At 65.1% G+C, this 23,719-nt stretch carries 23 protein-coding genes and 1 pseudogene; 21 read left to right on the top strand and 3 right to left on the bottom strand.

The window, feature by feature from the left end:
- Window positions 1-9 precede the first annotated feature (9 nt).
- The 3 genes from MRBLWH3_RS01275 to MRBLWH3_RS01265 all read left to right on the top strand — a co-directional run bounded on the left by MRBLWH3_RS01275 (window position 10) and on the right by MRBLWH3_RS01265 (window position 3,076).
- The gene (locus tag MRBLWH3_RS01275) at window positions 10-1,335 is read left to right on the top strand and encodes a 2-oxo acid dehydrogenase subunit E2 (protein WP_363427932.1); all 1,326 of its coding nucleotides are present in this window, start codon (window positions 10-12) and stop codon (window positions 1,333-1,335) included.
- A gap of 27 nt (window positions 1,336-1,362) precedes the next feature.
- Window positions 1,363-2,745 (top strand): aldehyde dehydrogenase family protein, encoded by a 1,383-nt coding sequence (locus tag MRBLWH3_RS01270; RefSeq protein WP_363427930.1) that lies wholly within the window; start codon window positions 1,363-1,365, stop codon window positions 2,743-2,745.
- Window positions 2,746-2,839: 94 nt separating this feature from the next.
- Entirely contained in the window at window positions 2,840-3,076 is a 237-nt protein-coding gene (locus MRBLWH3_RS01265; RefSeq protein ID WP_363435197.1) for a cyclase family protein, read from the top strand.
- Window positions 3,077-3,104: 28 nt separating this feature from the next.
- Here the strand turns inward: MRBLWH3_RS01265 and MRBLWH3_RS01260 are convergent, their stop codons facing one another.
- A complete protein-coding gene (locus tag MRBLWH3_RS01260) occupies window positions 3,105-3,848 on the bottom strand; it encodes a FadR/GntR family transcriptional regulator (protein ID WP_363427928.1) in 744 nt (247 codons plus the stop codon).
- Between the two features lie 397 nt (window positions 3,849-4,245).
- Window positions 4,246-4,455: pseudogene (locus MRBLWH3_RS01255) on the bottom strand (IS1634 family transposase); the annotation flags it as partial.
- 346 nt (window positions 4,456-4,801) lie between these two features.
- Here MRBLWH3_RS01255 and MRBLWH3_RS01250 point away from each other — a divergent pair.
- The 5 genes from MRBLWH3_RS01250 to MRBLWH3_RS01230 all read left to right on the top strand — a co-directional run bounded on the left by MRBLWH3_RS01250 (window position 4,802) and on the right by MRBLWH3_RS01230 (window position 10,061).
- Entirely contained in the window at window positions 4,802-5,605 is an 804-nt protein-coding gene (locus MRBLWH3_RS01250) for a 1-deoxy-D-xylulose-5-phosphate synthase N-terminal domain-containing protein (RefSeq protein ID WP_363427926.1), read from the top strand.
- Window positions 5,598-6,602 (top strand): transketolase family protein, encoded by a 1,005-nt coding sequence (locus tag MRBLWH3_RS01245; RefSeq protein WP_363427924.1) that lies wholly within the window; start codon window positions 5,598-5,600, stop codon window positions 6,600-6,602. The genes MRBLWH3_RS01250 and MRBLWH3_RS01245 overlap by 8 nt, the downstream gene beginning before the upstream one ends.
- Window positions 6,603-6,644: 42 nt before the next feature.
- Window positions 6,645-7,961, top strand: a complete 1,317-nt coding sequence (locus tag MRBLWH3_RS01240; protein ID WP_363427922.1) for a M24 family metallopeptidase — start codon at window positions 6,645-6,647, stop codon at window positions 7,959-7,961.
- Window positions 7,962-8,165: 204 nt separating this feature from the next.
- Window positions 8,166-9,104 carry an alpha/beta hydrolase gene (locus MRBLWH3_RS01235; protein WP_363427920.1) on the top strand — a complete coding sequence of 313 codons (939 nt, stop codon included), beginning with the start codon at window positions 8,166-8,168 and terminating at the stop codon, window positions 9,102-9,104.
- Between the two features lie 72 nt (window positions 9,105-9,176).
- Complete coding sequence (locus tag MRBLWH3_RS01230) at window positions 9,177-10,061, top strand: alpha/beta hydrolase (RefSeq protein ID WP_363427918.1); 885 nt, start codon at window positions 9,177-9,179, stop codon at window positions 10,059-10,061.
- Here the strand turns inward: MRBLWH3_RS01230 and MRBLWH3_RS01225 are convergent.
- Window positions 10,056-10,427, bottom strand: coding sequence for a RidA family protein (locus tag MRBLWH3_RS01225; RefSeq protein WP_363427916.1), 372 nt, complete (start codon window positions 10,425-10,427; stop codon window positions 10,056-10,058). The genes MRBLWH3_RS01230 and MRBLWH3_RS01225 overlap by 6 nt on opposite strands.
- Window positions 10,428-10,568: 141 nt before the next feature.
- On the opposite strand from MRBLWH3_RS01225, the gene MRBLWH3_RS01220 reads away from it, so the two are divergent.
- The 13 genes from MRBLWH3_RS01220 to MRBLWH3_RS01160 all read left to right on the top strand — a co-directional run bounded on the left by MRBLWH3_RS01220 (window position 10,569) and on the right by MRBLWH3_RS01160 (window position 23,636).
- Window positions 10,569-11,798, top strand: coding sequence for an acyl-CoA dehydrogenase family protein (locus MRBLWH3_RS01220; RefSeq protein ID WP_363427914.1), 1,230 nt, complete (start codon window positions 10,569-10,571; stop codon window positions 11,796-11,798).
- Window positions 11,799-11,846: 48 nt separating this feature from the next.
- Window positions 11,847-12,233: a RidA family protein gene (locus tag MRBLWH3_RS01215; RefSeq protein WP_363427912.1), complete on the top strand. Its 387-nt coding sequence runs from the start codon at window positions 11,847-11,849 to the stop codon at window positions 12,231-12,233.
- A 253-nt stretch (window positions 12,234-12,486) separates the two neighbouring features.
- Window positions 12,487-13,245 (top strand): MBL fold metallo-hydrolase, encoded by a 759-nt coding sequence (locus tag MRBLWH3_RS01210; RefSeq protein WP_363427910.1) that lies wholly within the window; start codon window positions 12,487-12,489, stop codon window positions 13,243-13,245.
- A gap of 111 nt (window positions 13,246-13,356) precedes the next feature.
- Window positions 13,357-14,595, top strand: a complete 1,239-nt coding sequence (locus MRBLWH3_RS01205) for a Gfo/Idh/MocA family oxidoreductase (RefSeq protein WP_363427908.1) — start codon at window positions 13,357-13,359, stop codon at window positions 14,593-14,595.
- Window positions 14,596-15,100: 505 nt separating this feature from the next.
- Window positions 15,101-16,306, top strand: coding sequence for an ABC transporter substrate-binding protein (locus MRBLWH3_RS01200; protein ID WP_363427906.1), 1,206 nt, complete (start codon window positions 15,101-15,103; stop codon window positions 16,304-16,306).
- The gene (locus tag MRBLWH3_RS01195; RefSeq protein ID WP_363427904.1) at window positions 16,299-17,090 is read left to right on the top strand and encodes an ABC transporter ATP-binding protein; all 792 of its coding nucleotides are present in this window, start codon (window positions 16,299-16,301) and stop codon (window positions 17,088-17,090) included. Before MRBLWH3_RS01200 ends, MRBLWH3_RS01195 begins: the two co-directional genes overlap by 8 nt.
- Window positions 17,077-17,805 carry an ABC transporter ATP-binding protein gene (locus MRBLWH3_RS01190; RefSeq protein WP_363427902.1) on the top strand — a complete coding sequence of 243 codons (729 nt, stop codon included), beginning with the start codon at window positions 17,077-17,079 and terminating at the stop codon, window positions 17,803-17,805. The genes MRBLWH3_RS01195 and MRBLWH3_RS01190 overlap by 14 nt, the downstream gene beginning before the upstream one ends.
- Entirely contained in the window at window positions 17,802-18,686 is an 885-nt protein-coding gene (locus tag MRBLWH3_RS01185) for a branched-chain amino acid ABC transporter permease (RefSeq protein WP_363427900.1), read from the top strand. The genes MRBLWH3_RS01190 and MRBLWH3_RS01185 overlap by 4 nt, the downstream gene beginning before the upstream one ends.
- Window positions 18,683-19,822, top strand: a complete 1,140-nt coding sequence (locus MRBLWH3_RS01180) for a branched-chain amino acid ABC transporter permease (RefSeq protein WP_363427898.1) — start codon at window positions 18,683-18,685, stop codon at window positions 19,820-19,822. The genes MRBLWH3_RS01185 and MRBLWH3_RS01180 overlap by 4 nt, the downstream gene beginning before the upstream one ends.
- Window positions 19,823-19,837: 15 nt before the next feature.
- Window positions 19,838-21,046, top strand: a complete 1,209-nt coding sequence (gene mftD / locus MRBLWH3_RS01175; RefSeq protein ID WP_363427896.1) for a pre-mycofactocin synthase MftD — start codon at window positions 19,838-19,840, stop codon at window positions 21,044-21,046.
- 26 nt (window positions 21,047-21,072) lie between these two features.
- Window positions 21,073-21,738, top strand: coding sequence for a GntR family transcriptional regulator (locus MRBLWH3_RS01170; RefSeq protein WP_363427894.1), 666 nt, complete (start codon window positions 21,073-21,075; stop codon window positions 21,736-21,738).
- 133 nt (window positions 21,739-21,871) lie between these two features.
- Window positions 21,872-22,771 carry an N-acyl homoserine lactonase family protein gene (locus MRBLWH3_RS01165; protein WP_363427892.1) on the top strand — a complete coding sequence of 300 codons (900 nt, stop codon included), beginning with the start codon at window positions 21,872-21,874 and terminating at the stop codon, window positions 22,769-22,771.
- A 157-nt stretch (window positions 22,772-22,928) separates the two neighbouring features.
- Window positions 22,929-23,636, top strand: a complete 708-nt coding sequence (locus MRBLWH3_RS01160; protein WP_363427890.1) for an SDR family NAD(P)-dependent oxidoreductase — start codon at window positions 22,929-22,931, stop codon at window positions 23,634-23,636.
- Window positions 23,637-23,719: the final 83 nt, after the last annotated feature.

Genomic DNA, 23,719 nt, shown 5'->3' with positions numbered 1-23,719 from the left:
GTGATTCGCATGCCGGAGGTTCTCGCCGGCGCGACAGAAGCTGCTATCCAGACCTGGCTGGTCGCTCAGGACACCCCGGTTGCGGTCAATCAGGGACTGGCCGAGATCGAGACCGACAAAGCGATCGTGGAACTCACCGCCGAAGTCGCCGGAACGATCGGCCGACTCCTGGTCTCGGAGGGCTCGAGCGTCTCGGTCGGAGAGCCGATCCTCGTGCTTCTCGCCGACGGTGAGGGCCAGGACGCGATCGGACCGGCGCTTGCCGCCGCCGGGGTGCACACGGGTGGCAACGCCACGGCGGCCCTCTCTCCGACACCCTCAGCCGCGTCGGCGACGGCCGAAGCAGCCCAGGCAAACCCGGACGATGCTGTCACGCAGCGGGCGGCTGCGGTCGACGTCGGGGGAGCTGGGGCAGAAGAGAGCTCCGCGCGCCGCTTGTTCGCCAGCCCGCTGGTGCGGAGGCTTGCAGCCGATGCGGGAGCCGACCTGGACGACATCCGTGGCACCGGGCCACAGGGACGCATCGTGCGGAGGGACCTCGAGCGTCATCTGGCAGATCGCGAGGCGGTGAAGCCGGCACAGCCCGATACTGCCAAGGCGCCGACACCGGCCCCCACTGCGCCGATGCCGGACGCCACGCCGGAGCCGTCGGCGAACTTCGAGGACGTTCCGCTCAACCGGATGCGAAAGGCGATCGCTCGTCGGCTCACGGAGAGCAAGTCGACGGTCCCGCACTTCTATCTCCTCGCTGATTGTCGCGTGGATGCACTGCTCGCGCTGCGCCGGACCGTGAACGAGAACGCAGCCCGAAAGATCTCGGTCAATGACTTCGTCCTCAAGGCGGTCGCTGGCGCTCTCGTAGACGTGCCGGTTGCGAACGCGATCTGGAACGACGACAGTATTCGCCGATTCTCATCGGTCGACATCTCCGTGGCGGTCGCCACCGAGGGCGGGCTGATGACGCCCGTGCTGCGTGAGGTCGAACGACTCTCACTCGGTCAGATCAGTGCAACGGTCGCAGAAATGGCGGGGCGCGCACGAGAGGGCAGATTGAAGCAGCATGAGCTGGAAGGCGGAAGCTTCTCTGTCTCCAATCTCGGCATGTACGGCACGAGCCAGTTCTCGGCCATCCTCAACCCGCCGCAGTCGGGCATCCTCGCCGTTGGTGCAGCACGTCGGCTGCCGGTTGTCGGGGCGGATGGCGAGCTCACCGTCGGGCAGGTGATGACTGTCACGCTCTCCGCCGACCACCGCGTAATGGATGGCGCGGTCGCCGCAGAGTGGCTGGCCGCGTTCCAGCGCCGGATAGAGAACCCCCTCACCATCCTCGTTTGACCCGCAAACGCTCACCGAAGAGGACACATGTCAACCATTCGCAGCATCGACCCATCCACGGGCGCCGAGATCGCCGTGTTCGAGGAGGACTCCGAGGAGGCCGTCGAGGCACGGCTGGCCGCCGCCGCAGCGGCGGTCCCTCAACTCGCCGAACTGGGGTGGGACGGTCGCGCACGCCTGATGCGCGCGGCCGCCGACCTCATCGAGTCCGAGATCGACGAGCTCGCTGGTGTGATCACCGCAGAGATGGGCAAGCCGATCGATCAGTCTCGCGCCGAAGTCACGAAGTCTGCCTACGCGATGAGGTTCTACGCCGATAACGCGGAAGCATTCCTCGTCGGGCGAGAACTCGAGAACCCGGCTGCGGTCTCTGCATCCGCGGCCCGCATCAGATTCGACCCGCTCGGCGTCGTCCTCGCCGTGATGCCGTGGAACTACCCGATCTGGCAAGTCGTCCGATTCGCGGCGCCGGCGTTGATGGCGGGCAACGCCGGTGTGCTCAAGCACGCCTCCAACGTTCCGCAGTCGGCGGTGTACCTCGGCGAACTGTTCACGCGAGCCGGGTTCCCGGAAGGGGCCTTCTCGGCCCTGTTGATCGGGTCGCGCCGCGTCGAGGCGGTGATCCGCGACCCCCGGGTCGCGGCGGTCACCCTGACCGGTTCGGAAGGCGCCGGCCGGGCGATCGGATCCGCCGCGGGCGATGTGCTGAAGAAGGCCGTGCTCGAGCTGGGAGGCTCGGATCCGTTCATCGTGATGCCGTCGGCGCAGCTCGGCGATGCCGTGGCGATGGCGGTCAAAGCACGGACCAGCAACAACGGTCAGGCGTGCATCAACGCGAAGCGGTTCATCGTGCACGAGGACGTCTATGACGACTTCGCCCGCCTGTTCGCTGACCGAATGGCCGCGTTGGTGGTGGGCAACCCGGCCGATCCATCGACCCAGGTAGGGCCCCTCGCGACCGAATCTGGTCGAAAGGACATCGAGGAGCTCGTCGAGGACGCCCGTGAGAAGGGGGCATCGATCCTGGCTGGGGGACGTCGTGGCGATTCGGAGGAGGGCTGGTTCTACGAGCCGACCGTGATCGCCGACATCGGCCCGGATATGAGGCTGTATCAAGAAGAGGCGTTCGGCCCGGTCGCGTCGCTGTATAGGGTGTCCTCCCTTGACGAAGCATTGGAAGTCGCGAACAACAGCCCGTTCGGGCTCGGGTCCGCGTTCTGGAGTAACGACGAGTCTGAGATCGCACGTGCGGAGCGTGAGATCGAGGCGGGCGCCGTGTTCGTGAACGGCATGACCATCTCGTACCCCGAGTTGCCGTTCGGCGGGATCAAGCGCTCGGGCTACGGCCGTGAGCTATCGGTCGAAGGCATCCGCGAGTTCTGTAACCTCAAGACCGTCTGGGTCGCCTGACGACCCCGACTTGCCGCCATATGTCCATCTGCACGTGATCGATTCCTGACGTTCCAGAACGACTCGGTGATGGGTCGGCGTTGACGAAGAGAACATCGTTGAGAGGCCGTGGTCATGGCACTTCTGGGAGATCGAGCGTGGCCCCGCGTGGCGCGCCAATGACATTCACATCGGCGAGCACAGGGGGACTCATATCGACGTGCCGATTCATTGGATCACGGGACCCAACGGCCGCGACGTGTCCGAGACGCCCCTGCCCCGCCTCGGTGTGGTCCGGATGCTGATGGGCGGGGAGGCTGTGCTCGGGATCGGCCGTGTCGAAGTGACGTGACCCACGGGTTGGCTACGAGTTTCGCTGGCTAAGAGCTGCCACGGAGATGAGACAGCATGGCTTCGTGGTGTGCGAGCACGTGTTCGTGCATCGCGACGGCGTCACCTCGCTGGAGCGCATCGAGCATGGCGACATGCACTTCGTCCGGCCGGTCTCTCGATACAAAGAGCCACGAGGGTGCTTTGCCGGATTCGATCCACGTCCGATAGGTGTTGCTCACGGCCGTCGTGTGCACCGCCTCGAACATCGCGGCGAGGTACTCGTTCTGACCGGCACGGACCAGGGCGACGTGAAAGACCGCGTCTGCCGCGACCCAACTCGACGCGGATGCCGCGTTCGTCATTCGATCGAGGGCCCGGTGCACTTTGCCGAGATCGGTCTCCGTGGCACCTGTGATGGCCAGCGCGGCACCACGGTCCTCGAGCAACAACCGCAGATCCAGCAGATGGTCAAGAGAGTCGCCGTCGACCTCCATCATGAGTTGCATGGACTGCGCAATGAGATGCTCGGGTCGCCGCATGACGTACGCCCCCGAGCCCGGTCGGATATCGACCAGACCCATCATCGAGAGCGTCCTGAGCGCCTGAGCGATGATGGGTCGACTCGCGCCGAGTTGTGAGGCGAGATCACGCTCTGAGGGCAGACGAGTTCCCTCAGAAAGATCATTCTTGAGGATGATATTTCTGATCTGCTCGACCACCTCATCGGCGAGGCGGCTGGCGGAGACAGGGCGAACCGCAGGGAAAGTCTGCAACGGCTTCGGATCGACCATCCGTTATCCCCTCCCTGTCAGCGCAGTCAAAAAGCCTGATCAAAATTATCAGCATCGTCAGTAGTGGTGAGTACGGCTTCCGGAATCAAGCCGGGATCGTGTCAGGTTAGCTGGTGCGCCGCTGTCGCTGCCTCGTGAGTGTCGAGAGTATCCCGGCGTAGTCGCCTCTTGCCGGCTCGCGTGTTGCGGATGGATTCTGGGAGCACCGGGCGCGGTGACCTCGGTGCGCTATGGTGCGGTCGAGCCCGAAGGTTAGCTTGACGTGGAGGGCCGCCACGGGAACCGTGGATTGTTGCTGCGAGCACGTGTACTAGAGTCCATTCTTCATCCTGTTCCTCCCCGCGACCGCTGTCCTGGTCGGGATCGAGTGAAGGAGCGGTGGCGGGCCTTCCGAACGCGGCGGCGACGCCGGCGTCAACGACTCCAGGTCGAGTTGCTGCATGCCCGCGATCCGCTCCCGCGCGATCGCGACCAGCGCAGCCAACTGCGCGCCGTCGTGGGTAGAGCCGAGGTGCTCGACGATGGTCTGCACGCCGCGATCCGTCCGAGCGATCTGCACCGCCGTCGCGCCCGACCCGGTGCGCACTTTCCGCACGAACAGGCCCACCGAAGCATTCTGGACAGTCACCGTTAGTGCGTGACCGACGCACCAAGAACCCCGGAAATCAAGGTTCCACGGCGCTCAACATCGGTAATCAGCCGAAGGTGACACGAGCCAGGTCAAGGGTGCAGCCCGGGTCTGAAACCTCCGGGTTCGAGCTGCGATCGGGCAATGCAGAAAGTGAGATTGCAGAAGCCGAGCGCGGACCCGTGGAGGCGCTCGGGCCGTTGATCACTTCGGTGGGGCTTATGCCCGACGAGGCCCTGACCCGCGAAGCGCAGGCTTGACACCGAGTCTCCTTACCCATATTGTCAATTGGCATAGCCACCTGGCCACTAGAACGGGAGTAGCTATGACGACGACGTCGACACCGGTGAGAGACACGGTCTCGCTCGCACGCGGCATCCGCCGACGTGCGGTGGGCATGGTTGCTCCGCAGGGATTCGGCTACCTGGGGCAAGCGCTGTCCAGCGCGGAGACGGTTGCGGCTCTGTATGGCAGCTATTTGCGTCCGGGGGTGGACCGGTTCATCTGTTCTCCGGGGCATTACATCATCGCGGCGTACGCTGCCGCTGCCGAGGTTGGTCTCCTCAGCGAGGAGCAGTTGCTCACCTACGGGCAGGATGGCTCGGAGCTTGAGGCGATCGGCACTGAGCGTACTCCGCTGGTGGATCTGACGTGTGGTTCGCTGGCTCAGGGGCTGTCCGGAGCTGCGGGTTTCGCGTATGCCGACAGGCTCCTCTCGCGCAACGAGGGACGTGTCTATGCCCTTATCAGCGACGGCGAGTTGGAGGAGGGTCAGGTGTGGGAGGCGGCCATGTTCGCGGCTCATCACCGTCTGGGCAGCCTCGTGGTCATTCTCGACGCGAACAACTCGCAGGTCGATGGACCGGTTGACTCCATTACGACCATCGAGCCGATTGCCGACAAGTGGACGGCGTTCGGGTGGCATGCCGTCGACGTCGACGGGCATGATGTGGACGCGGTGCACGCGGCGTTCGAGAGTGCGTTGAAGGATGAGCGCCCGTCGGTCATCATCGCCCGCACCTCCACCGTTCACGGACTCGATGTGCTGCCGCCCGACGCGGATGGTCACTTCATCAAGCTTCCGCCGGAGTTGGCGGCTGCAGCCCGAGAGGAACTCGCTGATGCATAAGCCGCCGTACGCGACCGAACTCAAGCCGTACGGGCGAGCTCTTGTTGAGCTTGCCGAGCGGCGGGACGACGTCATCTGCCTCTCTGGTGACCTCACCCGCCAGACGGAGATCGATCTGTTCCAGGCACGGTTCCCGGAGCGCTTCGTGCACGCCGGTATGGCCGAGGCGAACATGATCAGCATGGCCGGGGCGATGGCGCGTGAGGGTCTGCAGCCATTCGTGCATACTTTCGGGGTGTTCGCCACGCGGCGACCCTACGACCAGATCGTCAACGCGGTCGCCTACCCGAACCTGCCGGTGCGTCTGGTGGGCTTCATGCCCGGCATCTCCAGTCCGGGCGGCCCCAGTCACCAGGCCATCGAGGACGTCGCCATCATGCGGGCTCTGCCGAACTTCACGGTCATCGACGTCGCTGACGCGGTCGAGATCGCGCAGGTCGTCCCTCACCTGGCCACTATCCCCGGACCCGTGTATCTGCGGCTCAAGCGTGGTGAGATCCCGGTCATCTTCGAGGAGGACCACACGTTCCGCCTCAACAAGGCGCACGTGCTCACCGAGGGGGATGACGTCGCCCTCGTCACGAACGGGATGATGCTGGCTGCGAGCCTGGACGCTGCCCGGACGCTGGCGGACGCCGGCGTCGGGGTACGGATCGTGCATGTGCCGGTGGTGAAGCCGCTGGACGCCGCAACGATTCGGCAGGCGGTGGAGCAGACCCGTGTGGTTGTCACCGCGGAGAACCACTCCGTGATCGGTGGCCTCGGGTCCGCCGTCGCCGAAGTGGTCGCCGAAGCCGGCCTCGGCCGCCCACTTCGCCGGGTCGGACTGCAGGACACCTTCGCTGAGGGCTCACGCACTGCCCCGTACCTGTTCGAGAAGTACGGCCTCTCCACCCAGGCGCTCATCGACTCGATCTGGGCGCACATCGGCCGCGACGGCGCGGCGCCCATCGCCGAACGCCACGAGCTCGCCGTCGGCGAGTACCAGCCGGTCTGACCCCGGCGCCCGACTGCCTCTTCGACGAAGGAACCGAACGACATGACCACCACTCATCTTCAGACGCCTGTCTCTTCTCCCGGCGCGATCATGGGCGTCGACTGGGAGGAGCGGGTCAACTTCGCTCGCCTCCGTGACGAGCGCCTCGCCCGTGCGCAGGCTGAGCTGGAGCGCTCCTCGCTCGGTGCGCTGATCCTGTTCGACATGAACAACGTCCGCTACACCACTGCCACCCACATCGGGAACTGGGCGCGGGACAAGCTGTTCCGGTGCGTGCTGCTGATGCGCGGCCACGACCCCATCCTGTGGGACATCGGCTCGGCGGCCCGCCAGCACAAGATGCACGCACCGTGGCTGGACGAGGACAATTGGCGCGCCGGCCTGTCGACGTGGCGCGGCTCCATCCCCGAGGAAGTGGGGGTCGAGGTCGGAAACGCCAAGCGGATCGCCGACATCCTGCGCGAAAACGGCCTGCAGAACGACCCCATCGGCATCGACGTCGTCGAGATCCCGGTGTTGCGTGCGTTCGAGGGCGAGGGCCTGCACATCGTCAACGGCCAGGACCTCATGCAGCGGGCGCGGCGCATCAAGACCGTGGACGAGATCGCCCTCCTCTCACACGCCGCGGGGATGGTGGACGCCGCCTACGACGAGCTCTACCGGTTCCTGCACGTCGGCGTCCGCGAGAACGACGCGGTCGCGCTGGTCAACCGTGTGCTCTACGAGCTGGGTTCGGAAGAGGTCGAGGCCGTCAACGCCATCGCCGGCGAACGGTGCTCCCCCCACCCGCACGTGTTCTCCGACCGGATGATGCGGCCCGGCGACACGGCGTACTTCGACATCATCCACTCCTTCAACGGCTACCGCACCTGCTACTACCGCACGCTCAACATCGGCAGCGCGAACGCCAACCAGCGCGACGCCTACACCCGCGCCCGCGAGGCCATCGACGCCGCCATCGACCAGGTCAAGCCCGGCGCGTCGAGCGCCGACATCGCTCGCGCCTTCCCCTCAGCAGCCGATCTCGGCTACCACAGTGAGGAAGAGGCATTCGGCCTGCAGTACTGCCACGGCATCGGCCTGTCACTGTGGGAACAGCCGCTCATCAGCCGCTACCACTCGCTCGAGCACCCGGTGGAGATCGAAGAGGGCATGGTCTTCGCGCTCGAAACGTACTGGCCCACCAAGGACGGCTCGTCCGCGGCCAGAATCGAAGAAGAGGTCGTCGTGACCAGCGAGGGCTGCAAAGTCATCACCCGCTTCCCCGCCGACGAACTCCTCGTCGCAGGCACCCGCTACTGGAACGGCCACTCCTTCAACACCAACAACCTCGGCACCGGCATCCGTCACAACGCGTGACGAGGGTCCATGCCGCGCTCCGCTCGACGTGAGCGAGCGCGCCGGGCGGAGCTCGCAGAGTGTGTAGTCTGGCTGCACGTGATGCGAGCTTCGCCTACGCTGGAAACCGAGTCCGCGATGTCAGGAATCGTCACGAAGTGATCGTTCGGGAGTCCGCGAACGAGCGCCCGTCCACCGATCAACGCCACGATCCGAGGAGACCGCATGAACTCGCAGGCACCGGTGAACGCCGAGGCGGGCGCATTCCTCGCACTTGTCAACGACAACCCTCCCCTCGACACGCAGACCGCGACGAAGAACCGGGAGGATCTGGTGCACGCGTTGCCGCTGACCGGCGTCGGCCCCGCCGTGGCGCAGGTCGTGGACACGCAGATCGTCGGCGTTGGGGTCAGGGTCTATGCCGTATCGGACTTACCCGACCAGCCGTGCGTGGTCTACTTCCACGGCGGGGGATGGGTGCTGGGCGATCTTGAACTGGCTGACTCCACCGCGCGTGCGCTTGCCGTCTACGCCCACGCGACCGTCGTCAGCGTCGATTACCGGCTCGCGCCCGAACACCCTTTCCCTGCTGCGTACGATGACGCCGTCGCTGTGACGGCCGCCATTCTCGCAGGCGAGAGCGGGCTCAACGTGAACACGGCGGCGGTTGCCGTCGCTGGTGACAGCGCCGGCGGCAATCTGGCCGCGGGCGTCGCGCAGGCACTCAAGGACCGCGACCACCGTCCCGTCCACCAGGTCCTGATCTATCCGTGTCTCGATCGCGACCTGATCCGCGAGTCGGATGCGTGGCGCCACTACGGGGAGGGTCACTTCCTCACGGCCCGAGACATGGAGTACTTCTACTCGACTTACGCAGGCCATGTCCAGGAGGCGGACCCGCGCCTGGACCCCGGCACGCGGACCGATCTCGCGGGTCTTCCGCGGACCACCGTCGTCACAGCGGAATGCGACCCGATTCGCGACAGCGGCGAGGCTTATGCGCGCGCGCTCGACGCCGCCGGGGTCGAAGTGACGTGCGTGCGCTTCCAGGGACAGGTCCATCCCTTCTTCTACATGGCCGGCGCGATGAAGGACGCGGAAGCGGCTCGTCGGCTCGTCGGCGCCGAACTGCGCGCCACCTTCACGGAGACTGCAATCTGTTGACGATTCGCATCGGTGGGAGTGGGGTGCGCGCCCCGTCGCCCGGCCGATCGACCCGCGGCTCGAGGAGGCCAGATGGTCACGCCCCACGCACAGGAGGCGAGCGCCCCGACGTTCGCCAATCTCTCCGACCGGGACGTCGTGGGATGGCTTCCAACGACGCTCCCCGACGCGCGGATCCACTACTCATCCGAGGCGCTGACGTACGGTGATCTTCGGATGCCGCGTAGCGACACCGACGAGAAGGCCCCGCTGGTGGTCGTCATCCACGGCGGCGGCTGGGAGTCCAGCTATTCTTCGGACTACGTCGCGCGGCTTGCCGAAGCTGTCACGGCGCTGGGAGCGGCGACCTGGAATCTCGAATTCCGCCGCCTCAACAATCCCGGAAGCGAGTTCCCCGGGATGTTCCTCGACATCTCGCGCGGGGTGGACTTCGCACGCGAACTTGCGCGGGAGTACCCGATCGATCTGGACCGAGTGCTTCTGCTGGGGCACTCCTCTGGAGGTCATCTCGCGACGTGGGCGGCGGGCCGGAGGAACCTCTCTCCGGTCAGCCCCTTGTACGTGAAGGACCCGCTGCGGGTGCGGGGCGTCATCGATCTTGCCGGAGTGCTCGATCTCGAGCACGCCCACAGCGCGGGACGGACCGACGTCCTCCAAGTGGTCCGCGCAGATGAGCCTGCGGGGCTATCGGCCCGGGCGCGCGACGCGTCCGCGATCCGGCTCCTTCCCTTCGGTGTGCCGCAGACCCTCATCATCGGGACGAAGGACAACCCGTGGCGCATCGAGAGCCACCGGCGCTACCGCGACACAGGCACGGCACTCGGCGACGATATCGACCTGATCGAGTTGGAAGGCGCCAATCACTTCGACGTGGTCGACCCGAGCAGTCCGGCGTGGGAGAAGATCGCGAGCGCCGTCCGTGACTACGCCGGCCTTCGGAACCGCGACGCGTCATAGGACGGCTATGGCGTCGATCTCGATCGTGGCCTGGTTGTACAGGGAATGAACGCCGACAAGGGTGCTGGCCGGCATCTGGTCCGAACTGATGATCGAGTCGCGAACACGGCGATAGGTCTGCAGCTTCTCTTCATCGAGGTGCTTCACATAGATGTTCACTCGGACGAGATTGTTGAGGTTCGTTCCCGCACGCACAAGGGCCTCTTCCAGCGCGCGGAACGTCAGCTCGGTGGAGCGCGCGAAGTCGTCCGGCACGGGGACGTAGACGCCCGACACGTAGACCAGCCCGGTCGCCGTGTCGATCACGCTGTCGGAAATACCCGGTACTACGGGGGCGGGGACGCGAGTCAAACGCTGGGCGGTCATCGGCCATCTCCTATTAAGTGATAGTGGACTAATGAAGTGGTAGTGGACGTTGATGAAGCGTACATGATAACTTGACGACTGACCCGACCACCATGGGCTGGCCTCACCCGGACAGCCGTATCGACCCCCCCGGAGGAAATCATGACGATCGACACTCTTGTTCCGGCACCACGCGAAGCGATCGGGGTCGACCCTGCGCACACGCCCGTCGACGACGAACTGGTTGCTCGCGCGACCAAGCTTGTGCCGCTCATCCGGGAGCACGCCGCAGAGGGTGCCGCAGCGGAGCAGGTCTCCCAGGTGGTCATCGATGCACTCGTCTCTGAGGGCCTGCTGAGCCTGTTCGTGCCTCGTCGCCTCGGCGGCCAGGAGACCACGGCCCGCACGGCTCTCGAGGTGTTGGCAGAGGTCAGCCGAGGGGACGGTGCGACGGGATGGATCTCGGCCCTCGTCAGCGTCTCGACCTGGTTCGGAACCACCTACGGCGAGCGGACCCAACAGGAGATCTGGGGGGACAACCCGGCTTCGGTCATCTCGGCTGTCTTCACACCCGGCAGCACGATGGAGCGCGTCGAGGGCGGCTACCTGGTGAGCGGCCGCTGGCCGTGGGCGAGCGGCAGCTACGCGACGAACTGGGCGTGCCTCGGCATCGCCCTCGACGTTCCCGAAGGTGAGGACCCGCGCGGTCTCGCGCTGTTCTCGCGCGACCAGTACTCGATCGAGAAGACGTGGTTCGTCACGGGTATGAAGGGCACCGCCTCCAACACCGTCGTGATGGAGAACCAGTTCGTCCCCGACCACCGCGTGCAGGGCTTTGCCGCGATGCGCGACGCCGAGTACATCACTCCGTTCACTGAAGAGCTGACCTCGCAGATGGCGTTCATCCCGCTCGCCGCCATCATCCTCATCGCTCCGCAGCTGGGCCTGGCGCGCCACGCGCTGGAGCTGACCCTCCAGAAGCTGCCCAGCAAGGGTGTTGCCTACACGCGCTATACGGAGGCACGCAACTCGCCGTCGCATCAGGTCGGCATCGCCGAGGCCACGACCAAAATCCGTCTCGCCGAGCTCCTGGCCGCCAACATGGCCGACCTCATCGACAGCAGCGCTGCCGCGCGTGAACTCCAGCCCCTGGAGACGCGTGCGCAAATCCGCAACGACGTAGGTGTGGTCGCCGACCTGTGCAAGGAGGCCATCGACATCCTGATGTCCCTCAACGGTGCAGGCTCGTTCGCGGAGCCGAACGTCCTTTCCCGGATCTGGCGCGACTCGGAGATCGCGGCTCGTCATGCGTACGTGACCTCCGCAGTGGGCAAGGAGAACTACGGCCGGGTCCTCCTCGGCACGGACGACCCCATCGTCATGGACGTCTGATCGTCCCCGGTACCCACCTCGCGTTCCCCGTAAGAAGAAGAGAGAAACATGTCGCAAGAACGCTTCACCCGCATCCCCGCGCCCGTCGTCCCCGGGATCGCTGACAGTGTGAAGGTCACCGCAGGAGACCTTCTGTTCGTCTCCGGCGCCGTCGGATTCGAGCAGGATGGTTCGGTGCCCGCCGACTTCGCGCGCGCAACGGAACTGACCCTTCGCGAGCTGGAGCGCGCGTTGAAGGCCGGAGGAGCCGACTTCTCCTCCGTCGTGCGCTTCAACGTCTACATCACCGACCTGAACAAGGAGAAGCTCGGCATCTACCGTCGTGTGCGCGACGAGATCGTCGGCACCGACAACCTGATCGCCAGCACCTTGCTGGGTGTGGCGGCGCTGTTCAACGACTCGACGATCGAGATCGACGCGATCGCCGCCGTCTGAGCGGTCGAAGGAGAGGTGGGCACCGCAGGTGCCCACCTCTTTTCGTTGTCTCCCTGGCGCGGTCATGCGCCGGCGAGGCGTTCCCCTTCAAGCCCTGAGCTGCGAACGACTGCAGCATGAGCGCACAACAAGCCGCATTTACGTTAAGCACAGGTTGACAACATGCTCCGCGACTGTGACGATGTGACGATCGCATTGCGGAAGCCGCGGGCGAGGGTGTCCGGACGGGTGCGGTAGCGGAAGGGGCGAGCTCATGACGATCAGCATCGATGTGACCAGACTTGGACACGCATGCGTGCGGCTTGAGAAGGACGGTCGTCGGATCGTCATAGATCCGGGCGAGTATTCCGATCCGGCCAATGCTCTGGAAGGCGCCGAGCACATTCTGATCACGCACCAGCATCCCGACCACCTCGACGAGGATGCCGTCCTCCAGTACCTCGCCGCGCACCCTGACGCGACGGTCCGTGCACCTCAGGTCCCCTCGGCTCGGCTCCTCGCCGAGGCAGAGGCAGCGGGAGTCGGCGAGGATCAGATCATCGCCACCGGCGCCGGCGAGAAGTTCGACAGCGCGGGATTCTCGGTGCGGACGGTCGGCGGCCAGCATGCCGTGATCCACACCCTCATTCCGGTCGTCGCGAATACCGGCTACATCATCGACGGGCTGGTGTACCACCCGGGCGACAGTTTCATCGTCCCTGCCGGGCCGGCGCCGGACACGCTCCTGTTCCCGCTCAACGGCCCCTGGAACAAGATGTCGGAGATGGTCGACTTCATCATTGCCGTGCGGCCACGACAGGCCGTGCCCGTGCACGACATACTCCTGAATGAACTCGGGCGCGACCTTTACGTAAAGCGGGCGCAAATGTTCGCAGATCGGCACGGTGTGACTCTCACCGATCTCGCCGTGGGCCAGACGATTCTGATCGAAGGGCCTGAGCCGGTGGATGTCGATCCGGCTGCGGACTCCGGTTTCGTCGACAGACTGGACATCAGGCAGTTCAACGGCTGAGGGGAGATCGCTGCGGGGCGATCCGTCTGCGGGGCGGCGGAGCCATCAAAGTCGGTTGTCCGGAGTTAAACTGGGATTGACATTTTTCAGTTCCGCTGTACAGTCGGTTCTATGACAGAGCAACGATGCTCGATCACCCGCCTTCGACCTCACACCCACAAGGTGTCGCCTGGGCCACCGACGTCCGATCCTAACCGTGCAGTACCCCGCTCAACCCGCGGGTCCTGTCATCCGACACACCCAGGAGCGAGTGTCAGACGAGGCGCAGGGGGTGCAGCGTCGACCCGACGCCTCAAGGGCCACAGCGAGTTCCGCGCATCTTGGAGAAGCAGAGTGAAGAGAATCCGCATCGGCGCAATCGGCCTGGGAATGGTCGGATCCGCTCAGGTGAAGACGATCGCGAGCTCCGTAGGGGCGGGGGACCTCGTCGCCGTCGCCGACGCCAACCTCGAGCGTGCACAGGTAGTCGCGGCGACCCTGCCCGGCGACGTTCGCGTGTTCGCCAGCGCGGAGGAACTCATCGCATCGGCTGACGTCGACGCGATCACGATCGCGTCGAGCGCAGAGTCTCATCTCGCCCTGGTGCTGGCGTGCATCGAGCACCGCAAACCGGTGTTCTGCGAGAAGCCGTTGGCCATGACCGCCGCAGACTGCGAGCTGATCCTCGACGCCGAGATCCGGGCCGGCAGGCGATTTGTTCAGGTGGGCTTCATGCGTCGCTACGACGCGGCGTTCGTGGATCTCAAGGCAGCGGTGGACACGGGTGAGCTGGGCGAGATCGTCTCGCTGCAGTTCGTGCATCGGGCCGCGGACGTTCCCCCCTCCGTCACCTCGTCGGCCCACACCACGGAAGCGGTGGTGCACGAGGTGGACAGCACCCGCTGGCTCCTCGACGACGACATCGTCGAAGTCCGCGTGACGGGAAATGGCGGAAAGACCGGATTGGAAGACTGGCTGGACCCACAGTTCTTCTATTTCCGCACTGCTGCCGGTGTGATGATCTACTCGGAGGTCTTCCTCAAGGCCGCCTATGGGTACGAAATCGGCTGCGACGTCATCGGACGTTCGGGCATGGCCCGACTGACAAACGCGACGCCTGTCGCCGTGAGCCTGGACTTCCGCGTCTCCGGTGTGCGAGAGAAGGACTTCACAGTCCGCTTCGGCGATGCGTACCGGCGCGAGCTCGTTGCGTGGGCGCTGGACGCGGTCGAGGGAGTGGTTACGGGGCCTAACGCATGGGACGGCTACTGCGCCGCTCTCGTGACGGACGCCTGTCTTGATTCCCTCCGCAGCGGCGACTCCGTGCAGGTTCACTCCCGTGATCGCCCCGCCTTGTACGGCGCTGACTGAGATCGTGCCCTCGTGCCCTCGTTGCTGAACGTGCAGAGAGATGATCCCTCGTGGCGCACGGTCGGACGACACTCGGGGTTGGAACCGCCGTAGTTCCCGCCCTCATTCATGATCGTATACTTCGACGCGATTCCATGTGACTCGCGTTCATCAATCGCGCATCCCCGCGCGCATGCCTCAAGGGTGAGCAGCGCGCGAGCGGTGTGATGCGTCTGCTGCGTTGGCTGCCGTGTAGGAACGGCCAAAAGAGCCGCAGAATCAATGGTTATCGCCCCTGCGGACCGTCACAACGCTGTGTAAATTCTGCGTTCCAAGAACGCAACGTGGTCTTAATAAATGCACTCTTGTCGCCAGGCACTGCCCCCGGCTACTGTTGCCGCACCGACTCTTCGTATACGACAACGATTTACTAGTTCCCGCTTACGCCTTCTACGCGGCGGGTGTGCACACCTGATCTTGTTTGCCGGTCCACAGCAGTACCCGAAAGAAAGCGAGTAAGCGAACCATGAGATTCTCGTCACGAACGGTCGCCGCCCTCGGCGTTGCGACCTTGTCGGCGATCGCCCTGACCGGGTGCGTCGCCAGTGCTTCCCAGCCGAGCGGCTCGTCCGCCGGGGACGACTCCGACACGATCATCCTGGGCGCGGCGATGGCCGAGACGGGTTTCATGTCCGTCCCGGACGTACCCGCGATGAACTCCATGAAGATGGCGATCGACGACCTCAACAAGAACGGTGGCATCGGCGGGAAGCAGGTCGAACTCCGCGTCGTCGACACCGGCTCCAAGCTGGAGGAGTATGCGCCGGCGGCCCAGCAGCTGATCGACGACGGAGCCAAGGCGATTCTGTTCACCTGCGACTTCGATCTCTCCAGCCCCGGAGCCCTCGTCGCCGAGCAGGCCAACGTCCTGAGCGTCTCCCCGTGCATCAACGAGGCGCTCTTCGGTCCGAAGGGCGGCCTCAACCTCAGCTTCTCCTACGGCAACTCCACCATCGGCGAGGGCGTCGTGATGTCGGAGTTCGCCGACAGCAAGGGCTGGAAGAGCGCGGCGTTCCTGACCGACACGACTCTCAAGTACACCCAGAGCCAGTGCCAGTACGCCCGTGATCGCTTCACCGAGCTCGGCGGCACGGACGTGGGCGATTACGAATACGTCCAGGGCGACAGCATCCCCGAGATCGTCTCGAAGATCACCGGCGGAACCGCGCCCGACGTCATCTTCAACTGCGGTTACCTTCCCGGCGGCGCCCAGGTGGCCAAAGACCTGCGCGACGGAGGCATCACCGCCCCCATCGTCTCGGGCTTCGGTATGGACGGAACCACCTGGCTCGACGCCATCCCCGGGCTCAAGGACTACTACACCGTCGGGCCGGTCTCGCTCACCGGCGACGACCCCGACCCCGCCGTCAACGAGTTCCTCGAGCGGTACACGGCCGAGTACGGTGCTCCCGCCATGGGCACGTTCGTGATGGGGCCGTCGGCGATCGATGGAATCGCGAAGGCGTATGACATCGCCGGCACCTGGGACGGAGCCGAGATCGCCGACGCCATGGCGACTTTCACCGATGAGGAGTTCCTGGTCGGTGCCACCACCTTTACGCCGGAGTACCACATCGCCCTCGAGCGCCCGCAGGCTGTGCGCGTCGTCGAGGACGGGACGCTCAAGTTCGTCGAGCGACGAGCTCCCGAGAAGATCAACGTCAATGGCTGATGTACGCACTCTCCCTGGAGCCGGGCGCGACAGCGTCCGGCTCCAGGGGCGCGGTATCACGCGGTCGTACCGCGGCGTCAAAGCTCTCAACGACGTGCACATCGAGATTCCCCGTGGTCGGGTGACCGGCTTGATCGGCGCCAACGGAGCCGGGAAGTCGACACTCGTCAACATCCTGAGCGGTTTCGACCGCCCTGACGAGGGCATCGTCGAGATCGATGGCGAGGCTCTCCCGAAAGAGCCTGCGCAGCGCAGGACCCACCGAGGGATCGCGCGCACGTTCCAGCACGGTCACCTCTATCCGCTGCTCACCGTCCTCGAGAACGTCGAGGTCACTGCTCTGGCATGCGGGCTGCATCATCGCACGGCGCGCTCCCTCTCCCTGGAACTCCTGGCGGAGTTGAATCTCGAGGAGTGGGCACTTCACAGCGCCGACCATCTGCCGCACGGCGTCGAGCGGCGTCTGGGTGTGGCGCGGGCGCTCGCGACGCAACCCAGCTGGGTGCTGTTCGACGAGCCGGCGGCCGGCCTGAACGAGGGGGAGGCGCAGCACTTCCGCGACACGATGCGTACCCTCGCGGAGCGCGGAATCGGAGTTCTCCTGATCGATCACAACATGCCGCTCGTGTTCGGCAGCTGTGATCACATCTTCGTTCTCGGGGCGGGCCGAAACGTCCTGGACGGATCGCCCGACGAGATTCGTCACGATGAGCGCCTGGCTACGTCGTATCTCGGCAACGCCGCCCGCCAGATCGCGCAAGGGGGTCAAGATGTCACGCTCTGATACCGACCGGATACTGACGGTCGCGAATCTCAAGGTCGCGTACCGCGGCGTCCCCGCGGTGCGAGATGTCACGTTCCATGTTGACGCGGGCGAGCTGGTGGGAATCATCGGCCCGAACGGCGCCGGGAAGTCCTCGACCCTTCTCGGCATCGTCAACGCCGTGGGATCCGAGTCCACCGAGACAAGCCTGCAAGGCACCGATCTGCGTCGGATGCCTCCCGAGCGCGTGGCACGGAGTGGGCTGGCGCTGGTGACGGAGGGACATCACATCTTCGGTCGGCTGAGCGTGCGTGACAACCTCCGGCTGGGATCCACCGCCCGTCGTGACCGCGCCGGGCTGGAGGAAGACCTCGAGTGGGTGTACGAACTGTTCCCCATCCTGAACGAGTTCTCCGACCGTCCTGCAGGGCTCCTGTCCGGCGGGCAGCAACAGCAGCTCGCGATCGGACGCGCGCTACTTGCCGCACCGGCCCTCCTGGCTCTGGATGAGCCCTCCCTCGGTTTGTCGCCGACAGCGGTCGACACGGTCTTCAGCGCCATCGAGAGCATCCGCGCTCGTGGCACGGCGGTGCTGATCGTCGAGCAGCGCGCGCAGCAGACGGTGGCCGCAGCCACCCGCACATACGTATTGAGCGAAGGGCGTATTGCGATGACACTCTCTCCGACCGACGCGGACGACCCCGCGCTCCTCATGAAGGCGTACCTCGGATCGTGATTCCTTTCATTCAGTCACTCATCGACGCGACATCCGCGGGTGCCGTCTATGCGCTCGCCGCTCTGGGTATCGGACTCGTGTTCGGCGTGCTGCGCCTGGCGAACTTCGCCAATGGCGAGATCATCACGGGCGCCGCGTACGCCCTCCTCCTTCTGTGGCCGGTCTCCTGGCCGCTCGCACTCGTCGCCTCCATTGTGGTCGCGATCGCGCTCTCGCTGCTGATGGACCTCGCGGTCTTCCGGTGGATGAGGTCGCAGTCGCCCGCGGCGCTTCTCATCGCCAGCTTCGGGGTGAGCATCCTGCTGCAGCGCTTCTACGAGGGGATCTTCGGTGCCAGGGTTCGCAGCGGCTCCGTCGCCCCGGCGTTGACGCAATCCGTCAACGTCGGCGGGCTCCGGCTCAACCTTCTCGCCCTCGTCGCGATCGTGCTCGCGGGGATCCTCCTCCTCGGGGTGCACCTGTTCCTCAGCCGCTCGCGGATGGGACTGCAAGTGCAGGCCGCTGCGGCGGACTTCCGGGTGGCCCGCATTCTGGGCATCCGATCGGGAGTCGTGATCGCCGTCACTCTGGGCATGAGCGGAGTGTTGGCCGCCGCCGTGGCCTTCATCCTCACCGCGCAGTCGGGCGCCGTGGACCCGACCTTCGGGGTCCAGGCGACTGTGTTCGGACTCATCGGGGCCGTGATCGGCGGGCTGAATCGCGTCGGCGGTGCGGTCGTCGGCGGTTTCGCCGTCGGGTTCGCTCTCTCGCTGTTCACCTCCTGGCTGCCCTCCGGATTCGACGACTTCCGCGTCGCATTCGTCTACCTACTCGTCATCGTCGTCCTCTTGATCGTCCCGAACGGGATCTTCGCCGGACGCACCGCCAAGGAGCGCACATGACCTCCTCACATTCTTCCCGCACTAATCGCTTCGGCTGGTCGGTGCCCAGTTCGGTGCTCTCCCTGTGGACGCTCGCCGTGCCGCTGGTGACCGTGTGGCTGTTCACATCGCTGGGGAGCAACCTGTCGTCCTCCGCGGCGATCGATCTCGGCTATGCGCTGGCGAACCTCATCGTCGTCGTGGCGATGTGGACTTTCATCGGCAACAGCGGCGTCCTGTCGTTCGGTCATCTTGCGTTCGTCGCCGCGGGTGCGTGGACGATGTCTCTGCTCACCATCAGCCCCCTCGTCAAATCGTCGATCATGCCGGACCTCGCGCCCTTCCTGGCGGACGCGTCCGTCGAGCCCTTCGTCGCCCTGATCATCGCGGGTGTGGTCGGCGGTCTCACGGCACTCATCAGCGGCTTCGCACTCATGCGCCTCCACGGACTCGAGGCCGGCATCGCCACCTTCGCCCTGCTGATGCTGGTCGTCCAGGTCCTCACGTACTGGAGTGCCATCGGCCCCAAGTCCGGTCAGTCGATGACGGGCGTTCCGCGCAGCTTCGATCTGCAGAGCACGATGTTCGTCGCGCTCATCGTGATCGTGATCGCCTGGGGCTATGGACAGAGCCGCAGCGCCCGGATGCTTCGCGCATCCCGCGAGAACGCGCAGGCCGCCCCGGCATCCGGGATCAGCACCACCCGGCATCGGATCATCGCGTTCGCCGTGTCCGGAGCGCTCGCAGGCGTCGGCGGCGCGATCTGGGCACAGACCAACCGCGTGGTCCAGGCCTCGCAGTTCGGTCTGGATTTCACCTTCACCACGATCGCCATGCTCATCATCGGCGGGATGTTGTCGCTGTGGGGAGCGGTTGTCGGCACGCTTCTGATCGCCGCGCTGAACCATGTGCTCGGCGTCGTCGAGAACGGTGTGCAGATAGGAGGAGTGATCGTCTCGCTTCCTTCCGGCAGTCGTCTCGTCGTCGTCGCCGTGCTGATGGTGCTGATCATCATTCTGCGACCGTCCGGAATCACCGGGGGACGAGAGGCCCGGTGGCCGTTCCGACCGCGAGACCCTTTCCCCGCCGCCGCGGGCCGGAACCGAGTTCAACCACCGTCTGAGAAGACGCCAGCTGCTGCCGGAGCAGCGGTCTAAGAGAAGGATTCAATCATGAGCTTTTTGTCTCACAAGCCGATCGAGAGCGTGGCGGAGGCGCGCGCGCGCGCGAAGAGGCTGCTCCCCAAGGATGTCTTCACCGCGATGGAGGCCGGAAGCGACAGCGGAGCCACGATGCGTGAGAATCTGCGCGCGTTCGAGCAGATCGGGATGATCCCGCGTGTCGGAGTGGACATTCCGACACGGCCCGACCTAAAGACGCGCTTCATGGGGATGGACATCGATCTCCCCGTCGTCATCGCCCCCGCAGCCGCGCAGGCGATGCACCCAGACGGCGAGGTGGGCGTCGCGCGGGCTGCGAGTCGTGCCGGCACCGTGATGGGTCTGTCCAACTTCGCCTCCATGCCCGTCGAGTCCGTCGCCAGTGCGAACTCGCAGCTCGTCGGCCACCTGTATCTGTCCGGCGATCGCGACACCATGGCCGATCGTGTCGAGCGCTTTCGTCGGGCCGGCGTCAAGGGGTTGATCTTCACGCTCGACCTCTCCGCCAGCCGGGTCGTGCACCAGCCACGGGACTGGGGTTCGCCCGTCTACCCTGACGGACTCGGTCTCGGCACCTTCCTCAAGTACGCACCGACGGCGGCACTTCATCCTCGATGGACGTTGCGCTACCTGCGGCGCGGATCGGTCCCGGGCCTGTACGCGCCGAACATGAGCAAGAAGGGTGGAGCCGTGCCGACCCTCATCGGAGGGTTGAACGAGTGGATCGGCACACACATCCCGACCTGGGAGGACATGGCATGGCTGAGCAACCTGTGGGGCGGACCGTTCATGATCAAGGGCCTGGTCACTCCTGACGACGCGCGACGGGCGATCGACGTCGGTGCGACGGCGATCGGTGTCTCCAACCACGGCGGGAACAACCTCGACACCACGCCGTCTCCGCTGCGATTCCTCCCCGCCGTGGTGAAGGCGGTCGGCGATCAGGCAGAAGTGACATTCGACAGCGGGGTGCGCAGGGGTACCGACGTCGTGAAGGCGCTCGCGCTGGGAGCCACGTCCGTCATGATCGGCCGGCCGTGGTTCTATGGCCTCGCGACAGACGGAGAGCGCGGCGTCTATGAGGTGCTGGAGACTTTCAGGGTCACCATAGAGCGAGCTCTCATCGGTCTCGGGAAGTCGTCGATCAAAGCCCTCACGCCTGACGACCTGGTGGTCCCGAAGGACTTCTTCATTGACGAGATCGCGGTCGCACGATATTGAATGGCGAGCTCTGAGGGGGGCTGGTCTTGACACAGCCAGGCCCGCGGGGCGAATTGCTTGTCGAAGCCATTCGCGATCTCATCATCGCCGGCGAGCTGGCACCGGGATCGCGCGTGACGGAGCCCTATCTGGCCGGTCGATTCGGGGTGTCCCGCGTTCCGGTGAGGGAGGGTCTCCGAGCTCTCGCCGCGGAAGGATTGATCGACCTCAGGCCGTACGGATCCCCCACGGTTGCGAAGCTCACCGAGGAGGTGGTGCGGGAAGTCCGCGCAGCACGGAACATCCTGGAGCCGCCGGCTGCGCGTGAAGCGGCTCTGCACCGCACCGACGAGCATGTCGCGATCATCGACAGCATCCTCGCGGAGGGGGATGAGGCGCTAAAGCGTGCGGCGACGAGCACGATCAATCGACTCAACACCCGATTCCACGATGCGATCGCTTCGGCGTGCGGCAATGCCGTTCTCAGCGCCTTCGTACACGTGCTCAGCAGCCGATCCGAGTGGATCAACACCGCCACCATCACTCCCGACAATGAGAATCTCTGGTGCGATCACCACGAGATCCGTTTCGCCATCGCGGCAGGAGACGGTCCGTTGGCCGAGGCCCTCATGGTCGCCCATGTGCAGCGCGCCACCTCCGCGACACTCCTGGCAGCAACCCGGACGTCACGCGCGCTCACGATGGACGGCTGATCGCGGCGGCGACGCCATCGCGGCTCTCGCTTAAGAATCATTGCACTGGACTGAACGCCCCATGTACTCTTACTACACATCCGAGCAGCATTGGTTACCGCCGCATCCACTACCCGAGAAAGACCGGCATGTCATGAGCGAACGTAAGACCGACTACTCCATCTACTCTCTCGAATTCTGCCAGGGCGACGTGCCGACGGACTTCGTCGGAGGAGTGATCATCCATAGCAACGAGGGCATCTCGCGAGCGTCGATGCTGTACACGCTCATCATCGGTGGCGAGGTCGGCGGAAAGCAGCATGTGGCACTCGTGGACTGCGGATTCCGCAACGACTACTGGCTCGATCGATTCCCCTTCACCAAGTGGGAAAGCCCGGAGGAGGTCCTCGCCCGCGTCGACCTGCGCCCGGAGGACATCGAGGTAATTCTCGTCTCCCACATGCACTTCGATCACATGGGAAACTTCGAGGCGTTCCCCAACGCCCAGCTGTATGTGCAGCTGGATGAGTACGTCGGCTGGTCGCAGGCGGTGGAGACGGCGAACCAGCTGACCTCCGATGCCGAGCGCGCCTGGATCTTCTCCTCCTTCGACCCCACCGACCTGACTCGCGCGGCGAAGGGCATCGCGGACGGCCGTATTCGCTTTGTCAAGGGCGACCAGGAGCTTCTGCCCGGTGTGACCGCGCGACTCGCGCGCGACTCGCACACCTTCGGGTCGCAGTGGTTCAAGATCGAGACGCAGAATGGTCCGTTCATCGTCGCGGGGGATACCGTCTATTGGTACGAGAACGTCGAGAGGATGTGGGTTCCCGGCTACGGCCAGGGCAACTCGTTCAACCTCATCAACCTCTACAAGACGTATAAAGAGGAGCTCAAGGGCGAGACGAACAGGCTGATCCCCGGACACGACCCGGAGATCAAGCGGCGCTACACCTCTTGGCAGTCGGAGAGCGGCAACTCGACAACCGAGGTCAATCTGCGGGCGATCGATGCGTCGCGCGCGCCCAAGACCGGTGAGTCGCTGATGCTCTGACCCCATTCGAATCGTGCGTTCCCGTCCGACTCCGAGGTCGGGCGGGAACGACTTTTGGGAGTGGGGGTCACCGGCCAATGCGTTTAGTATTAGTTACAGTCAGTCGCTCCGACTGAACACCAACCGGTCGCACCGACCGTTTCATGGGAGAAACATCATGGCTGCAAGAAAGATTCTGATCGTCGGCGGATCCAGTGGCATAGGCCTCGCGCTGGCACAAGACCTGACGGGCGCCGGCGATGAGGTCATCGTCACCAGTCGCTCGCTCGAGACAGCAGAGCGGATCGCGGCCGAGATCGGCGGCAAGACACAGGGCATCGCCGTCGATGTGTCGGACCCTGAGGGGATCGCTGCGCAGCTGGCGGACGTGGGAAAGCTGGACGGCATCGTGCTCAGCGCGATCGAGCGCGATGTGAACTCCGTGCGCGACTTCGACATCAGCCGTGCCCGGCGTCTTGTGACCCTGAAGCTGCTCGGCTACACGGAGGTGGTCCACTCATTGATCGATCGGCTCGAGCCGTCCGTGGAGACCGGAATCGTGCTCTTCGGAGGCCGCGCGAAGGATGCCCCCTACCCCGGCTCGCTGGTCGTGTCGGCGATCAATGGCGGCGTGGACGGGCTCATGAACGCGATGGCGCTGGAACTCGCGCCCATCCGCGTGAATGCGCTGCACCCGGGCATCATCGGCGATAGCCCGTTCTGGGCCGCAAAGCCCGCCGAGGTGCTCGACGGCTACCGGTCATCGACGCCGGGAGGCGAGCTCGCGACGACGCGGGACATCGTCGACGCGACGAAGTTCCTTCTCTTCAACCAGGGCGTGTCCGCTCACAGTCTGAACGTCGACCGGGGCTGGCGGATCAGCTGACCCGAGCGCCTTCTCCGTCGCTCGCATCGAATCCATCAGAGCCGGGTCGTCATTACGCCCCGGCTCTGATGCGTGATCAGCAG

The organism is Microbacterium sp. LWH3-1.2 (assembly GCF_040675855.1).
Classification (GTDB): domain Bacteria; phylum Actinomycetota; class Actinomycetes; order Actinomycetales; family Microbacteriaceae; genus Microbacterium.
This window is presented reverse-complemented; position numbering and strand designations above follow the sequence as displayed.

What these genes read in the sequence shown, in the direction of transcription:
- MRBLWH3_RS01275 (WP_363427932.1), top strand. Translation starts at nt 10, where the DNA reads ATGCCGGAGGTTCTCGCCGGCGCGACAGAAGCTGCTATCCAGACCTGG.
- MRBLWH3_RS01215 (WP_363427912.1), top strand. Translation starts at nt 11,847, where the DNA reads ATGTCGCAAGAACGCTTCACCCGCATCCCCGCGCCCGTCGTCCCCGGG.
- MRBLWH3_RS01225 (WP_363427916.1), bottom strand. Translation starts at nt 10,427, where the DNA reads ATGACCGCCCAGCGTTTGACTCGCGTCCCCGCCCCCGTAGTACCGGGT.
- MRBLWH3_RS01260 (WP_363427928.1), bottom strand. Translation starts at nt 3,848, where the DNA reads ATGGTCGATCCGAAGCCGTTGCAGACTTTCCCTGCGGTTCGCCCTGTC.
- MRBLWH3_RS01160 (WP_363427890.1), top strand. Translation starts at nt 22,929, where the DNA reads ATGGCTGCAAGAAAGATTCTGATCGTCGGCGGATCCAGTGGCATAGGC.
- MRBLWH3_RS01190 (WP_363427902.1), top strand. Translation starts at nt 17,077, where the DNA reads ATGTCACGCTCTGATACCGACCGGATACTGACGGTCGCGAATCTCAAG.
- MRBLWH3_RS01270 (WP_363427930.1), top strand. Translation starts at nt 1,363, where the DNA reads ATGTCAACCATTCGCAGCATCGACCCATCCACGGGCGCCGAGATCGCC.
- MRBLWH3_RS01200 (WP_363427906.1), top strand. Translation starts at nt 15,101, where the DNA reads ATGAGATTCTCGTCACGAACGGTCGCCGCCCTCGGCGTTGCGACCTTG.
- MRBLWH3_RS01165 (WP_363427892.1), top strand. Translation starts at nt 21,872, where the DNA reads ATGAGCGAACGTAAGACCGACTACTCCATCTACTCTCTCGAATTCTGC.
- MRBLWH3_RS01220 (WP_363427914.1), top strand. Translation starts at nt 10,569, where the DNA reads ATGACGATCGACACTCTTGTTCCGGCACCACGCGAAGCGATCGGGGTC.
- MRBLWH3_RS01245 (WP_363427924.1), top strand. Translation starts at nt 5,598, where the DNA reads ATGCATAAGCCGCCGTACGCGACCGAACTCAAGCCGTACGGGCGAGCT.
- MRBLWH3_RS01235 (WP_363427920.1), top strand. Translation starts at nt 8,166, where the DNA reads ATGAACTCGCAGGCACCGGTGAACGCCGAGGCGGGCGCATTCCTCGCA.
- MRBLWH3_RS01240 (WP_363427922.1), top strand. Translation starts at nt 6,645, where the DNA reads ATGACCACCACTCATCTTCAGACGCCTGTCTCTTCTCCCGGCGCGATC.
- MRBLWH3_RS01230 (WP_363427918.1), top strand. Translation starts at nt 9,177, where the DNA reads ATGGTCACGCCCCACGCACAGGAGGCGAGCGCCCCGACGTTCGCCAAT.
- MRBLWH3_RS01205 (WP_363427908.1), top strand. Translation starts at nt 13,357, where the DNA reads ATGACAGAGCAACGATGCTCGATCACCCGCCTTCGACCTCACACCCAC.
- MRBLWH3_RS01195 (WP_363427904.1), top strand. Translation starts at nt 16,299, where the DNA reads ATGGCTGATGTACGCACTCTCCCTGGAGCCGGGCGCGACAGCGTCCGG.
- MRBLWH3_RS01210 (WP_363427910.1), top strand. Translation starts at nt 12,487, where the DNA reads ATGACGATCAGCATCGATGTGACCAGACTTGGACACGCATGCGTGCGG.
- MRBLWH3_RS01180 (WP_363427898.1), top strand. Translation starts at nt 18,683, where the DNA reads ATGACCTCCTCACATTCTTCCCGCACTAATCGCTTCGGCTGGTCGGTG.
- MRBLWH3_RS01250 (WP_363427926.1), top strand. Translation starts at nt 4,802, where the DNA reads ATGACGACGACGTCGACACCGGTGAGAGACACGGTCTCGCTCGCACGC.
- mftD (WP_363427896.1), top strand. Translation starts at nt 19,838, where the DNA reads ATGAGCTTTTTGTCTCACAAGCCGATCGAGAGCGTGGCGGAGGCGCGC.